This window comes from Streptomyces sp. NPDC037290 (genome assembly GCF_055603245.1).
Genome location: NZ_JBVJVZ010000050.1, coordinates 1 through 15062 on the forward strand (window position 1 = coordinate 1; position 15062 = coordinate 15062).

Genomic DNA, 15062 nt, shown 5'->3' on the forward strand with positions numbered 1-15062 from the left:
GCCCGGGTGCACGCGCGCGGCCACCAGGTCGACTGGACCGCGCTCGGCCGGGCGAACGGCCTCGCCCGCGAACTGCCCACCTACGCCTTCCAGCACGAACACCACTGGCTCAAGGGCGCCTCGTCCCGGGCGGCCGGGAACGACGCCGCGTTCTGGAAGCTCGTCCAAGAACAGGACCTCCAGCGGCTTGCGGGCGACCTCGGCGTGGACCCCGACGCTCCGCTGTACACCGTCCTGCCCGCGCTCGGCGACTGGCACCAGACGCACGTCGAGGCCTCCGAGACGGACGGATGGCGCTATCGCGTCGCCTGGGAGCGTCCGGCCGCGCAGCACGCCCCCGAGGGGCCCGCCACCCTGGACGGCACCTGGCTGATCGTCGTACCCGAAGGCGACCTGCGCGCGGGCCACCTGCTCGACAACGACGGACTGCTCGGCGGACTGCTCGGCGAGGTGCGGCGGGCGCTGACCGACGCCGGCGCCGAGGTGAAGGCGCTGTCCCTCGCGCCCGAGGACATCGACCGCCGGACCATCGCCAAGCTGCTGACCGGGCTCGACGGCACTCCCGCTGGAGTGGTCTCCCTGCTCGCCCTGTCCGGCAGCGAGCACGCCGGGTCGCGTGGCGTCGGCTCCGGCGCGTGGGCCTCCGTGTGCCTTCTCCAAGCGCTGCTCGACATGGGCTGGAGCGCGACCCGGCTGTGGACGCTCACCCGCGGAGCGGTCCGCGCGACGGCGTCCGACGACGCTCCCGACCCCTGGCAGGCCCAGGTCTGGGGTCTCGGACGGGTCGCGGCACTCGAACACCCCACCCTGTGGGGCGGCCTGGTCGACCTGCCCGCGCCGGACCCGTCCGCGGCGGACGGGCACGCCCTCGCCGCGACGGCCGACGCCTCCTTCGGCCTGGCGGCGCTGCTGGCCGGCTCCGGCGGTGAGGACCAGGTCGCGCTGCGTGCCGACGGAGCACGGGTGCGCCGCCTGCGGCCCGCAGGCCCGGACGGCGCGACCGAGCCCGTACGCCCCGTCGCCCGGGAGGGGGCCGACGCAGCCGGGCGGACCGGTGATCCGCAGCCGCCTTCCGCGCGCGAACCCTGGTGGTCGCACGGCTCGGTCCTCATCACGGGCGGCACCGGCGCCCTCGGCGCGCACACGGCGCGTCGGCTCGTCGAGCAGGGCGCCCCGCACCTCGTCCTCGTCAGCCGTCAGGGGCCCGACGCCCCCGGTGCCGCGGACCTGCGGTCCGAACTGGCCGCCCACGGCGCCACGGTGGACCTGGTGTCCTGCGACGTGACCAGCCGCGACGAGGTCACGGCGCTCGTCGCCGACCTGGCCGGGCGCGGCGCCCCCGTCGGTGCGGTCGTGCACACGGCGGGCGTGGCGGCCGAACATCGGCTGGCCGACCTCGACGCGAGCGAATTCGCCGCCGTCGTCGACGCGAAGGTCACCGGTGCCCTCGTCCTGGACGAGGTGCTGGGCGACGGGCTCGCCGCGTTCGTCGTCTACTCGTCCATCGCGGGGACCTGGGGCAGCACGCGCGGCGGTGCGTACGCGGCCGGGAACGCCTTCCTGGACGCGCTGGTCGAGCGGCGCCGCGCCCGCCGCGCCGCCGCCACCGCGCTGGCCTGGGGGCCCTGGAGCGGCGGCGGCATGGCCGGAGAAGAGTTCCGGCAGGAGATGCAGCGTCGGGGCCTCGGGCCGCTCACTCCGCGCGTGGCCACCGCCGCCCTCGACCGGGCAGTCAGGCAGGAGGACACCGCGATCGTCGTCGCGGACCTGGACTGGCCCCGGTTCATCGGCGTCTTCACCGCGGGCCGGCCGAACCGCTTGTTCGCCCACTTCGACGACACGACGTCCGACACCGGTCACGGCGCCGGCACCGTGACCGGTGCGTCCGGCGCCGACGGCACCGGTGGCGTGCAGCCCGGCGAATGGCAGCGGCTGCCGGACCTTCCGCTCGCCGACCAGCACCCCTTTGTCCTCGATCTCGTCCGTCGCGAGGCCGCGCGCGTCCTCGGGCACGCGAACGCCGATGCGATCACCGAGGACCAGGAGTTCCTGGCGCTCGGCTTCGACTCGCTTGCCGCGGTCGAACTGCGCGGCCGGCTGAGCGCGTTGACCGGCCTGACGCTGCCCAGTTCCCTGGTGTTCGACCATCCGACGCTCGGCGCCCTGGTGACCCATCTGCTGGACAACGCCGCGCCGGGCGGCGACGCCACCGCGCCACAGGCGCCCGGCGCGTCCTCGGCGGTGTCCACGTCTGCCTCCGTGGCCGCCGCACCGCCGCAGGACTCGAACGACTCCGTCGTCGGCATCTACCGCAAACTCTCGCTGCAAGGCCGGATGCAGGAGGTCGAGGCGTTCCTCAGCAGCGCCTCCGCCCTGCGCACCAGATTCCACAACGCCGAAGAACTGGGCCGCGGCGCGCACGTCACCACCCTCGGCAACGGCGAGGCGGAGCCGCAGCTCGTCTGCTTCCCGCCGTTCGCGCCCGTGGACGGCTCGCTCCAGTTCGCCCGGCTCGCCAACCACTTCCGAGGCCGCCGCCGGGTCTCCGTGGTCACCGTCCCGGGCTTCCTGGCCGGCGAACCCCTCGCCGCCTCCCTGGAGGTGCTGATCGAGACACTGGCGGAGGCGGTGCTGCGCGCGGCGGCCGGCCGGCCGTACGCGCTGCTCGGCTACTCGTCCAGCGGCTGGCTCGCGCAGGCCGCCGCCGCCTATCTGGAAGAGCACGGAACCGGCCCGGCTGCCGTCGTCCTCCTGGACACTTACCCGCCCGACAGCATGACGCTGGAGATGCGCAAGGCCATGACCTATGAGGTCGTCGAGCGCCGCATGCGGTTCACCTCGATGCACTACGACGGCCTCACCGCCCTCGGTACGTACCGAGGCATGTTCCGCGGCTGGCAGCCCCGCCGGCTCGCCGTGCCGACGCTCTTCGTCCGCCCGGACAGCTGCATCCCGGGTTCCCCCGAGGAACCCATGACCAGCCCCGACTGGCGGGCGGCGTGGCCGCTGGAGCACGACGAGACGGAGGTCCCGGGCGACCACTGCACCATGATCGGCGAATTCTCCGAGGCCACCGCCGCGGCCGTGGACGAGTGGCTGAGCCGTACGCCGGGCCTCGCCCAGCCCTGACGGAGCGGGGGCGGGGCGCCGGGTGACCGCACCCGAACCCGCCCCGGCCCGTACCACCCCATATCCCTCCGTACACCGATGCCCCAAGACCCGGAACACCGACGCCTTCCAAGGAGTGACGGCCATGAGCACTCTTTCTCCCCTGCAGGGCCTGCCCCTGCACCGCAGCGACCCCTTCAGCCCGCCGGACGGCTACGCGAAGGCGCGCGCCGAGGCGCCCGTGCGCTCCATCGTCTTCCCCGACGGCAACCAGGGCTGGCTGCTCACCCGCGACGCGGACGTCAAGGCGATGCTGGCCAACCCGTCCTTCAGCTCGGTCCGGGAGAAGGCCGCCCGCACTCGCCGCACCGAGGCCCGCCCCACGCCGCTGCCCGGCGCCTTCTTCACCATGGATCCGCCGGACCACACCCGTTACCGGCGGCTGGCCGCGGGCCGTTTCTCGGTCCGGAAGATCAAGGCGCTCGAGCCGAAGATCGAGCACTACACCCGTGAGCACTTAGACCGGATGGAGGCGACAGGGGGCGGCCCGGTCGACCTCGTCACCGCCTACGCCCTGCCCATCCCGTCGCTCATCATCTGCGACCTGCTCGGTGTGCCCTACGACGCGCGCGAGGACTTCCAGCGCTGGTCCCTGAGAATCCTCGACACCGAACTGTCCGAGAAGGAGCAGCAGCGCACCATCCTCGACGGCACCACGTTCATGCTGGACCTGATCGAGGACAAGAAAAAGAACCCGTCGGACGACCTGATCAGCGATCTGCTCAACCCGGTGGAGGAGAAGGCCCGGATATCCGAGTTCGAGATCGCCGGCATGTGCGGCCTGATGCTGATGGCCGGGCACGAGTCGACCTCGAACATGCTCAGCCTCGGCACCCTGGCCGCGCTGCGCAACCCTGACCAGCTCGCCCTGCTGCGCTCCGACCCGTCGCTCATCGACACCGCCGTCGAGGAACTGCTGCGGTACCTGTCCATCGTGCAGTTCAACTTCGCCCGCCTTGCGACCGAGGACGTGGAGATCGGTGGGCAGCTCATCAAGGCGGGCGAGACCGTGGTCGGTTCGATGGCCGCGGCCAACCACGACCCGGAGGTCTACACCGACCCGCACCGGCTGCGTTTCGACCGGGCGGAGGAGCGCAACCTGGCGTTCGGCCACGGCATCCACCTGTGCATCGGCCACCAGCTCGCCAGGATCGAGATGAAGGTGACCTACCTGCGCCTGTTCGAGCGCTTCCCCACGCTGCGCCTCGCCGTGCCCTTCGAGGAGATCGAGTTCCGCACGAACTCCGTGGTGTACGGCGTCAATTCGCTCCCCGTCGCCTGGGACGCGCCCGCGCACTAGACCATGACCCCGCGCGGCGACCGGCGTGACCGCACGACGTCGCGACAGCATGACGGCGCGACCGCCTGGCCGCCGGGCACGGGACACGAGGCACGGAACATCACGACCAGAAAAGGAAACCCCGTTCGATGACGGAATCGACCGGCGCCGCAGCCGCGGTGCCCGAACCGCACGACCTGCCGCTGACCCGCTGGGGCTGGAAGGACTGGACCCTCGAGCCGTGGGAACGGCTGCCCGGGGACGAGGGGTACAGCTCGCACACCTACCTCGTCCGGCACGACGGCGTACGCCACGTGGTCAAGGCCGTCCGCAAGGACATGGGGCCGAAGCTCACCGCAGGACTCCTGGTGGCCCAGGAGGTGGAGCGGCACGGCATCGCAGCCGGCGGCCCGCTGCCGACCACCGACGGTGAAGTCACCGCCTACCAGGGCGACTTCTGCTACAGCCTGCTGACCTACCTCGAGGGTGAGCGCGTCGACGAGGCCGATCCGGGCCACCTGCGTGCCGTCGGCCGGACCCTCGGACGGATCGACTCCGTCCTGCTGGACGCCCCCGTCCCGGAGGGCGTGCCGCGCTGGGACGAGGTCCTCGGACTCTTCCTGCTCGAGCAGGGCTTCCTCGAGGGACACGACTGGATCCGGCGGACGCTGGAGCAGGCGCGCGGCGCGCTGTCGCCCGACGACCTGACCATCGGACTGATCAACTGCGACGCGGCGGCCAAGGAGTTCCGGGTTCTCGGCGACACGGCGGGTCTGCTGGACTGGTCGGAGGCCATGTACGCGCCCTGCATGCTGGAACTCGCCACCACCCTCAGCTACCTGGACGACGCGACCGACGGCGAGCCGCTGGTGCGCGGCTACTTCGAGGAGGGGCCCGCCGACCGGGAGGAACTCGGCTGCCTCGCCGACATCCTCCGGTTCCGCTGCGCCGCCGAGGGTTGGATCTATGCCGCACGGCAGAACGCGGGCGACGAGACCGGCACCACCGCCAGCACCTGGAGCAACGAGAAGCTGATCGAGCGGGCCCGGCAGAACGCCGAGAACGCCGACCGCATCGCCGCCCGCTTCCAGGTTTTCTGAGCGACCCCGAATGTCTGATGAGACCTGATCAAGACGCAGCGGCCCGGCGGCGCCGAACGGCACGGCGGGCGCGTATGCGCCATGACTTGCGAAACAGGGTGTGAACGGTGAAGTCCTACAAGGCACTGGCAGACATTCCGTATCTGCCGCGCCTGTTCCTCTGGTCCATGCTGGCCCGGCTCAACGTTTCCATGCTGCCGATCGGCCTGACGTTGATGCTGGTCGGCTGGGACGGCTCCTACGCCGTGGCGGGCGTGCTCGGCGGGGCGCTCACCGCGGGGCAGGCGCTCGTCGCACCCGCCCGGGGCCGCGTCGCGGACCGGGGAGCGGTCCGCAAACTGCTGGTCCTGACCGGCATCGGCTACCTCGTCGGCCTCGGTGCACTGGTGCTGATGACCCGCACCATGCCGGGCGGCGGCTGGCCGATCGCGGTGCTGGTCGCCCTGCTCACCGGAATGAGCACCGTGCCCATCTCGCAGGTCAGCCGCGCGGTGTGGCCCAAGATCGTGCCCAGCGAACTCGGCCGCACGCTGTTCACACTGGAGGCCACCGGCTCGGAGGTCATGATGACCACCGGGCCGCTGCTCACCTCGCTGCTCGTGACCGCCCTCGACCCCGGATACGCCGTCATCGCGTGCGGCGTCGTGGCGTTCGTCGGTGCGCTCGCCTTTGCCGCCGCGCTGGGCAGCGCCGGGATCGGCCGCGGGGCGGAGCAGACCGCTGCGAAACCAGAGACAGAGACCGAGACACCAGCGGAAACGGGAGCAGCGGGCACGGAAGGAGACAGGGCCGCGTCGGCGTCCGCGGTCACGACCGCATCCGCACCGGAGCCCGAGGAGCGACGTACGCTCTTCGCCCTGCCGAGGTTCACCCTCGCCATCGTCGTGACCCTGGTGATGATGGCGGCCATCTTCTCGGTGAACCTCTCCCTGGTCGCCTGGGCCCGCGAGAGCCACGAGTCCGCACTGTCCGGCGTGCTCATCGCATGCTGGACGACCGGATCCGCGGTCGGCGGCTTCGGCATGGGCGCCCTGCGTAAGGACGTGCCGCACAGCGCCCGGTTCGCGGCGCTGGCAGTCGGCATGGCGCTGCTCGCGGTGCTGCTGCCGCCGGTGACCGAAACCGTCCCGGTCTGGCTCGTGCTGGTCGTCCTCTTCCTCGGCGGTACCGCCATCGCCCCGAGCATGGCCGGCAACTTCGCGCAGGTGTCCGGCGCGGTGCCGCAGGAGCGCCGGGCGGAGGCCTTCGGCTGGCTGGCCACCGCGGGCACCGGCGGCGCCGCGCTCAGCATGCCGGTGACCGGTGTGCTGCTGGAGGCCTCGGGTCCTGCCGTGTCGGTCGCGGTCGGCGCCGGCCTCGCGCTGTGCGCGATGGTCCTCTCGTACATCGGCTCGAAGCGGGCCGAACGGAACGACGGGCTTGTGCCGGCCGAGGCATGACACCCCCTACCCAGATGTGACGCGCGCCCAGGCCTGTGTCGAGACGTGACACGCGCCCGCCGCAACAGAACCACCCCACCAGAAGTCTTCCCAGGAGGGTCGCCACGATGACCTCGACCGACGCCGTGCCCACCGGTACGCCATCCCTGACGACGGACAGCTCCTCCGAGGCGCCGCCGGCCTATCCGATGCCGAAGGCGCCCGGCTGCCCGATGGATCCCCCGCCCGTCTACCGGATGCTGCGCGCCGAGCAGCCGGTGTCCAAGGTCCGGCTCTACAACGGGCGGGAGGCCTGGCTGATCAGCCGGCACGAGGACGTGCGCAAGATCCTCTCCGACTCGCGGGCCAGCGTGGACGCGCTCAACCCCGGTTTCCCGTGGCTGAGCGAGGTCGCGAAGGTCATGAACACCGCGGAGGGCGGCGTACGGCCGCTGGGCCGGATGGACCCGCCGGACCACACCGAACTGCGGCGGATGCTCGCGCCGCACTTCCTGATCAAGCGGGTGCGGGCGCTGCGCCCGGCGACCGAGGAACTCGTCGACGGGCTCATCGACCGTATGCTGGAGGGCCCGAACCCCGCCGACCTCGTGCCGGCGCTGTCCCGTCCTGTCCCGTCGACAGTCGTCGGCTGGCTGCTCGGAGTGCCCGCCGAGGCGATGGCCCGGTTCGGCGAGACCACCGCCCGGCTGTTCGACGAGGACGGCTCGGCCGAAACCGCCGTCGCCGCGCGCGGCGAACTGTTCGAGCAGCTCAAGGAACTGGTCGAACTGCGCCGTGCGGAACCGGACGGCAACATCGTCAGCCGCCTGGTCGGCTTCGCCGACGAAGGCAGGCTCACGGAGACGAACCTGCTCATGCAGATCGGGCTGCTGCTCGGCGCCGGATACGACACCACCGTCAAGATGATCACCACCGGTGTGCTGGCGCTGCTCCGCCACCCCGAGCAGGCCGCCCTGCTGGCCAAGGAGCCCGAGCGGGCCGCGGGGGCCACCGAGGAACTGCTGCGCTACCTCACCGTCGCCGAGTTCGCGCCCAAGCGCGTGGCGGTGGAGGAGATCGAGATCGGCGGGCAGACCATGCGGCCCGGCGACGGAATCATCTGCCTGATCAGCTCAGCCAACCGGGACGAATCGGTGTACGAGCGCCCCGACGAGCTGGACATCGAGCGGTCGGCCCGCGACCACCTCGCCTTCGGCTCCGGAATCCACCTGTGCGTCGGGCACAGCGTGGCCCGGATGGAGCTGGAAGTGGTCTACGGACGGCTGTTCAGCCGCATCCCGCAGCTGCGCTTGGCCGTCGCGCCGCACGAGATCCCGTTCTCCAAGGGACTTGACGTCCAGGGAGCCAAGAGCCTGCCCGTCACCTGGTGACGCACCTGGTGACGAGCGGTCACGCCGCCGGCAGCCACGCCGCCGGCGGTCACACCGTCATCGCGAAGCGGCCGGGCGACCACCAGGTCACCCGGCCGCTTCGCCGTTGTATCCGTAGGCGTACACGTATCCGGCCTACCAGCGCAGCGGCAACTGCTGCACGCCGCGGACGAGAACGCCGGGCATCCACTCGAACGGCGGTGCCTCGGGGTCGAGTTCGAGGCCGGGGCAGCGCTCCAGCAGCGCGCGGAACGCGATCCGGCCCTCTGCGCGGGCGAGCGAGGCTCCCAGGCAGTAGTGGATGCCGTGCCCGAACGCCAGGTGGCCGGCGCCGGCCGGTGTGCTGCGACGGATGTCGAAGCGGTCGGGGTCGTCGAAGTTCGCCGGGTCGCGGTCCGCCGACGCGAGGCTGACCAGCACCGTCTCGCCCGGCGGGATGACCGTGTCACCGATCTGGACCGGCACACTGGTGAACCGCTTGGTCGTGCTCTCCAGCGAGCCGTCGTAGCGGAGCATCTCCTCGACGGCGCCGTCGAGGAGGCCCATGTCGGAGCGCAGCAGGTCCAGTTGATCCCGGTGCGTGAGCAGCGCCCGCGTTCCGTTGGAGATGAGGTTCGCCGTCGTCTCGTGTCCGGCGATCATCAGGAGGAAGGCCGTCGAGCGCACTTCCTCCGAGGAGAGGCGGTCGCCGTCCTCGATGCTGGTGCGTACGAGACCCGACAGTAGGTCACCGGTGGGCTCTCCGCGCCGCTTGTCCTCGATCAGGTCGTCGAGATAGCTCATCAAGGCGTTGACGGCCGTGTGCGTCTCGGTCGGGTTCTGCGGCGCGAGGATGCCCTTGGCCCAGGAGTGGAACTCGTCCCGGTCGGCGTTCGGCACCCCGAGCAGTTCGCACAGCACGGCGATTGGCAGCGGCCGGGCCAGCGCCTCCACCAGGTCGGCCCGTCCGGCGGGCAGCATGGCGTCCAGCAAGTCGTCGGTGAGCTCCTGGATGCGCGGGCGCAGGTTGTCCACCCGCCGCACGGTGAACTCCCGGGAGATCAGCTTGCGCAGCCGGGTGTGGTCCGGCGGGTCGGCGATCAGCACGTGCTTGCCCAGGGGCGACGCCTCGGAGGTCGCCATCGTGTCGCGCGCCTTGACCAGCCGGGAATCGGTCATGGCGGCGCGCCCCTCGTCGTATCCGACGATCAGCCAGAACCGATAGCCGTCCGGGGCCCGCACCTCGTGGACGGGCCCCTCCTCGCGGAGTTTCGCGTAATACGGGTAAGGATCTGCGAGAAAGTCGGGCCCGTATTCGGCAAGTTCGATGATGGGCATGCCTCGAGAATACATGTGGATGGGCCGTGTGCCAGGGGATGAATCTGGAGAGGCTGGAGAGGAGTCGTATCGTGACTCACCTCACAGCTCCGACCAGCTCCGATTCAGCAAGGGGGTTTGACTGAGGGGGGAAATAGGGGTTGTCGATGCCCTGGCTGGCGACAAAAATCGGGCCCATGCGCAGACGTGTATTTGTTGTCCGCCTGTGCGCATCCGCCCGAAATTCGAGGAGCTGATCCGTGGGCGCCGGAAAACCGCGCGAGCAGGTAGAAGAGCTCGATTACAAAGGTCTTGCGTTCAGCTACCGGATGGTCGAATGCGAAGCACCGATCACCGAGCCTTTTGTCGTGCTGTCCGGTGCATACCAGGACAAGTTCAGCTACCGGCGGTTCGACAAGTACTGGCAGGACACGGCCACCATCGTCTGCGTGGATCTGCCGGGCTCGCGCACGGCGGACCCGGTGCCCGCCGAAGGCGGCTACGACGTCCAGACCGAAGCGCTCGCCCACCTCATCGACGAGCTGGGGCTGCCGCGTGTGAACCTGCTGGGGATCAGCAACGGATTCCCGGCGGCCTACCGCTACGCCCAGCAGAGCCCGTCGCGGGTCTCGCGTCTCGCCCTGGCCGGGGCCGCCGACTGGCCGCCGCGCAACCGGGAGCGGATGGAGCACCTGTATCCCCTCCTCGCGGCGGGCCGCTTCGCCGAGTTCGCCGAAGGTCTGCTGGACCTGCTCATGTGCCTGGACCCCGCGGTCACGGTACGCAACCGTGAAGTCGTCCGCAGGGCCCTCAGCGGTCGCTTCAGCACGATCGAGGAGGCCGATCTGCCCGGCTTCCTCAACGTCTCGCACCTCATCCTCCAGGACGGTGTCGTCCTGCCCGGAGGCATCAGCGGCGTGCCCAGCCTGTGCCTGGTCGGGGAGCACGACACCTTCGCCACCATGGAGGGCGCGCGCGCCCTGGCCGCCGGGATCGAGGGTGCGCTGTTCGCCGCCATCCCGGAGGCCGACCACCTCGTGTTCCTCGGGCGTGCCGCCGAGTGGGCCGAGACGATCGCGCGCTTCTTCACCGATCGTCCGCTGGAAGAGCTCGACTTCCTCGCGTCGTTGGAGACGCTCGGCCGGCCCGCCGCGGACCGCGGCAGCTCCTCCATCTCTGTCAAGGGTTCGCTTCATGTCTGAAGGGTTCATGCCCATCGCCGTCGTCGGTCTGGCCTGCCGGCTGCCGGCGGCTCCTGACCCCGCGGCTTTCTGGCGGCTGCTGAGCGAGGGCGCGGACGCGGTGGGCGAGGTGCCCGCCGACCGCTGGCCCGACGCCGCCGGCACGCTGACCGGTGCGGCCCGCTACGGCGCCTGCCTGGACTCGATCGACGCCTTCGACCCCGGGTTCTTCGGTATCTCGCCGCACGAGGCACGGGCGATGGACCCGCAGCAGCGGCTGATGCTGGAACTGAGCTGGGAGGCGCTGGAGGACGCCGCGATCGTCCCCGCCTCGCTCGGCGGCAGCGGCACCGCAGTGTTCGTCGGAGCGATCTGGGACGACTACCGCAACGTCGTCGCCCGGGCCGGGACCGCCTCCTTCAGCCAGCACACGATGACCGGCACGGGCCGCGGACTCATCGCGAACCGTGTGTCGTACACGCTGGGCCTGCGCGGCCCCAGCATGACCGTGGACGCCGCTCAGGCCTCGTCCCTGGTCGCCGTGCACCTCGCCTGCGAGAGCCTGCGCCGCGGCGAGTCGCGGGTGGCCCTGGCGGGCGGCGTGAACCTGATCGCCGCGCCGGAGAGCATGGCCGCGTCGATGAGCTTCGGCGCCCTCTCACCCGACGGCCGCTGCCACACCTTCGACGCGCGGGCCAACGGATACGTCCGCGGCGAGGGCGGCGCACTGGTCGTACTCAAGCCGCTGGAACAGGCCCGCGCCGACGGTGACTTCGTGTACTGCGTCATCCGGGGCAGCGCGGTCAACCACGACGGCGCCGGCGACGGACTGACGGTGCCCAGCGCGTCCGCGCAGACTGAGATGCTGCGCGCCGCCTGCCGGCAGGCGGACGTGGCCCCCGGCGACGTGCAGTACGTGGAACTGCACGGCACGGGCACTGCCGTGGGCGACCCGATCGAGGCGGCGGCGCTGGGCGCCGCCTTCGGCGCGGGCGCGGGCCGAGCGGCCGACAACGCGCTGCTGGTGGGCTCCGCGAAGACCAACATCGGGCATCTTGAGGGCGCTTCGGGCGTGGTGGGCCTGGTCAAGACGGCTCTGGCGATCCGGCACCGGAAGCTGCCGCCGAGCCTGAACTTCGTCACGCCGAACCCGAAGATCGCCTTCGACGAGCTGAGCCTGCGCGTCCAGGCCGGGCTGACACCGTGGCCGCGCCCGGACGGTCCGATCGTCGCCGGGGTCAGCTCGTTCGGCATGGGCGGCACCAACTGCCACGTCGTGCTCTGCGACGCCCCGGCCGAGTCGTTGGCGGCCCCGTCCGCGACCGTTGCTGCTCCCGTTCCCCTCCCGCAGGACGTCGCGTCGCCGTGGCTGATCTCGGCGCGCAGCAAGGCGGCGCTGCGCGGTCAGGCCGCGGCCCTCGCCGCGCACCTGGAGCAGCACCCCGAGCTGGACGCCGCCACCGTGGCGCGCGGCCTGGCCACCACCCGCACGCATCACGAGCACCGCGCCGCCGCGTTCGGCGGCGACCGGTCCGCGCTGCTCCTCGAGCTGCGCGCCCTCGCACAGGGCCGCCCCTCGGACGGCCTGCTGCGCGGCATCGCGCCGGGCCCCGGGACCGGCACCACGCCCGGCACCGGGCCGAAGACCGTGTTCCTGTTCCCCGGCCAGGGCATGCAGTGGGCCGGCACAGCCCGCGACCTGATGGCGACCCTGCCCGTCTTCCGCGAGCACGTGGAGGCTGCCGCCGCGGCCTTCGACCCGCTTACCGGCTGGTCCCTCGTCGACCACCTCACCCGTCCGGACGCCCTGCCGGACACACCCGACCACGTCCAGCCCGTGCTGTTCGCCGCCACGACCGCCCTCGCGCACACCTGGCGCACGCTCGGCGTCCAGCCGCACGCCGTGCTCGGCCACGCTGCGGGCGAAATCGCCGCCGCGTACAGCATCGGCGCGCTCACTCTCCAGGACGCCGCCGCCCTCGTCGTCGCACGCGGCCGTGCGCACGGCGAGCAGGCCGAGGCGGTGCGTGACGCGCTCCTCGACGAGCTGAGCCGCATCGAGCCGAGGCCCAGCGAGACGCGCTTCCAGTCGACGACCCTCGGCGGCCCGGTGGAGACCACCGCCCTGGACGCGGACTACTGGTACCGCAACTTCCGGCAGCCGGCGCCCTTCCAGCCGGCCGTCGAGGAACTGATGGACGACGGGCACACCGTCTTCATCGAGGTCGGCCAGGACGCCGTGCTGCCGGCCGAGATCGTGGAACTCCTCGACGCCGCGGGCGCAGTCGGCATTCCCGCCCTGGGCCGCGGCGAGGGCCGGCCGCGGCTGCTGTCCTCGCTCGCCGCCGCGCATGTGCGGGGCGCGGCCGTCGACTGGTCGGCGCTCTTCGGCCTTCCCGCAGTGCGCCGCGTCGAACTGCCCGGCTACGCCTTCGACCGACGCCAGTACTGGCCCGAGCCCACGATCACGCCCCCGTCCGCGCCCATCGCACAACGGGGCGCTGCCGCCGTCCCGACACCGAACCCTGCTGCTCCCGCTGCTGCCGCCGCGCCCGCTGTCTCCGCGTCTGCGTCCGTGCGGGACTCCGACTGGCTGCGAGGGCTGGTCGAGGCCGCTCCCGCCGAGCGTGATGAGCAGTTGCTGGACCTCATCCGTGACGAGGCGGCGGCGGTGCTCGGCCACTCAGATCCGCACGAAGTGGATCTCGCCCGCTCCTTCAAGGACCTCGGCCTGGAGTCGGCCTCGGGTGTGGAGTTGGCCGAACGGCTGGGTCTTGTGCTCCAACTACGCCTGCCCGCAACCCTGTTGTACGACAGCCCGACACCGAAGGTCCTGGCGCAGGCGCTGGGCCTGGAGTTGAAGGGCGCCGCGCAGCGCGCCGCCGCATCGGCCGCATCGGCCGTGACGGCCCGCCCCGAGAAGACGTCCGCTGTCTCCGCACCCGCGCCCGTGCGGGACGCTGACTGGCTGCGAAGCCTGGTCGAGGCCGCTCCCGCCGAGCGTGACGAGCAGTTGCTGGACCTCATCCGCGACGAGGCGGCGGCGGTGCTCGGCCACCTTGATCCGCGCGAAGTGGACCTGACCCGCTCCTTCAACGATCTCGGCCTGGAGTCGGAGTCCGCCGAAGACCTGTGCGAGCGGCTGACCGCTGTGCTCCAACTCAGCCTGCCCACAACCCTGTTGTACGACAGCCCGACGCCGCGCGCCCTGGCACGGATGCTGGGCGGAGAGCTCACCGGCACCACACAGAGCGACGCCACGTCGACGGCGTCGGTCTCCAACGAGCCGATCGCGATCATCGGCATGGCCTGCCGCTACCCCGGCGCCGCCGATTCCCCAGAGGCGCTGTGGCAGCTTGTCGCCGACGGCGCCGACGCGATCGACGTGTTCCCGGCGAACCGCGGCTGGGACCTCGACGGGCTATACGACCCGGACCCCGGCGCACCGGGCCGGACCTACGCGCGCGAGGGCGGTTTCCTCTACGACGCCGACCGGTTCGACGCGCAGTTCTTCGGCATCTCGCCGCGCGAGGCCCTGGCCATCGACCCGCAGCAGCGCCTTGTGCTGGAGACCTCGTGGGAGGCGGTGGAGCGGGCCGGTATCGACCTGACCAGCCTGAGCGGAAGCCGCACCGGCGTGTTCGTCGGCGCGACGGCCATGGAATACGGCCCCCGGCTGCACGAGACCGTCCCCGAGACGGCGGGAAGCGTCGGCGGCTATCTGCTGACCGGCAGCACCGTCAGCGTGGCCTCCGGACGCGTCGCCTACACCTTCGGGTTCGAGGGCCCCGCGATGACGGTGGACACGGCTTGCTCGTCGTCGCTCGTCGCCACGCACCTCGCGGCCCAGTCGCTGCGCAACGGCGAATGCGAACTGGCACTCGCGGGCGGCGCCGCCGTCATGGCGAGCCCCGGCATGTTCGTCGAATTCGCAAGGCAGCGGGGCCTGGCGCCGGACGGCCGCTGCAAGTCGTTCGCGGCCGCGGCGGACGGTACGGCGTGGGGCGAGGGGGTGGGCATGCTGGTGCTCGAACGCCTCAGCGACGCACGGCGCAACGGGCACCCGGTGCTCGCGGTCATCCGCGGTTCTGCGGTCAACCAGGACGGTGCGAGCAACGGCCTGACCGCGCCCAGCGGCCCGGCGCAGCAGCGGGTGATCCGGCAGGCCCTGGCCAACGCCGGGCTCGAGGCCGCCGACGTCGACGCCGTCGAGGCGCACGGCACCGGCA

At 71.8% G+C, this 15062-nt stretch carries 8 protein-coding genes; 7 read left to right on the forward strand and 1 reads right to left on the reverse strand.

Translation table 11 applies throughout. The annotated features are described in order from the left end of the window. The 5 genes from ACZ7HQ_RS43250 to ACZ7HQ_RS43270 form a co-directional block, all read left to right on the forward strand. Nucleotides 1-3129, forward strand: a 3129-nt coding sequence (locus ACZ7HQ_RS43250) for an SDR family NAD(P)-dependent oxidoreductase (protein ID WP_471002570.1), incomplete at its 5' end; no start/stop codon positions are given. Between the two features lie 124 nt (nucleotides 3130-3253). Then, nucleotides 3254-4468, forward strand: a complete 1215-nt coding sequence (locus ACZ7HQ_RS43255; protein WP_471002572.1) for a cytochrome P450 — start codon at nucleotides 3254-3256, stop codon at nucleotides 4466-4468. A 128-nt stretch (nucleotides 4469-4596) separates the two neighbouring features. Then, nucleotides 4597-5547, forward strand: coding sequence for a phosphotransferase enzyme family protein (locus tag ACZ7HQ_RS43260; protein WP_471002574.1), 951 nt, complete (start codon nucleotides 4597-4599; stop codon nucleotides 5545-5547). Between the two features lie 107 nt (nucleotides 5548-5654). After that, complete coding sequence (locus ACZ7HQ_RS43265) at nucleotides 5655-6986, forward strand: MFS transporter (RefSeq protein ID WP_471002576.1); 1332 nt, start codon at nucleotides 5655-5657, stop codon at nucleotides 6984-6986. Nucleotides 6987-7093: 107 nt separating this feature from the next. Continuing rightward, entirely contained in the window at nucleotides 7094-8356 is a 1263-nt protein-coding gene (locus tag ACZ7HQ_RS43270; RefSeq protein WP_471002579.1) for a cytochrome P450, read from the forward strand. 135 nt (nucleotides 8357-8491) lie between these two features. Here the strand turns inward: ACZ7HQ_RS43270 and ACZ7HQ_RS43275 are convergent, their stop codons facing one another. Then, the gene (locus tag ACZ7HQ_RS43275) at nucleotides 8492-9673 is read right to left on the reverse strand and encodes a cytochrome P450 family protein (protein WP_471002582.1); all 1182 of its coding nucleotides are present in this window, start codon (nucleotides 9671-9673) and stop codon (nucleotides 8492-8494) included. Between the two features lie 347 nt (nucleotides 9674-10020). Here ACZ7HQ_RS43275 and ACZ7HQ_RS43280 point away from each other — a divergent pair, with 347 nt between their 5' ends. Further along, complete coding sequence (locus tag ACZ7HQ_RS43280) at nucleotides 10021-10854, forward strand: alpha/beta fold hydrolase (protein WP_471002584.1); 834 nt, start codon at nucleotides 10021-10023, stop codon at nucleotides 10852-10854. Further along, a partial coding sequence (locus tag ACZ7HQ_RS43285; RefSeq protein ID WP_471002587.1) for a beta-ketoacyl synthase N-terminal-like domain-containing protein occupies nucleotides 10847-15062 on the forward strand: 4216 nt, incomplete at its 3' end. The genes ACZ7HQ_RS43280 and ACZ7HQ_RS43285, both read left to right, overlap by 8 nt.

Coding starts and splice junctions, on each gene's coding strand:
- ACZ7HQ_RS43260 (WP_471002574.1), top strand. CDS start 4,597: ATGACGGAATCGACCGGCGCCGCAGCCGCGGTGCCCGAACCGCACGAC.
- ACZ7HQ_RS43255 (WP_471002572.1), top strand. CDS start 3,254: ATGAGCACTCTTTCTCCCCTGCAGGGCCTGCCCCTGCACCGCAGCGAC.
- ACZ7HQ_RS43270 (WP_471002579.1), top strand. CDS start 7,094: ATGACCTCGACCGACGCCGTGCCCACCGGTACGCCATCCCTGACGACG.
- ACZ7HQ_RS43275 (WP_471002582.1), bottom strand. CDS start 9,673: ATGCCCATCATCGAACTTGCCGAATACGGGCCCGACTTTCTCGCAGAT.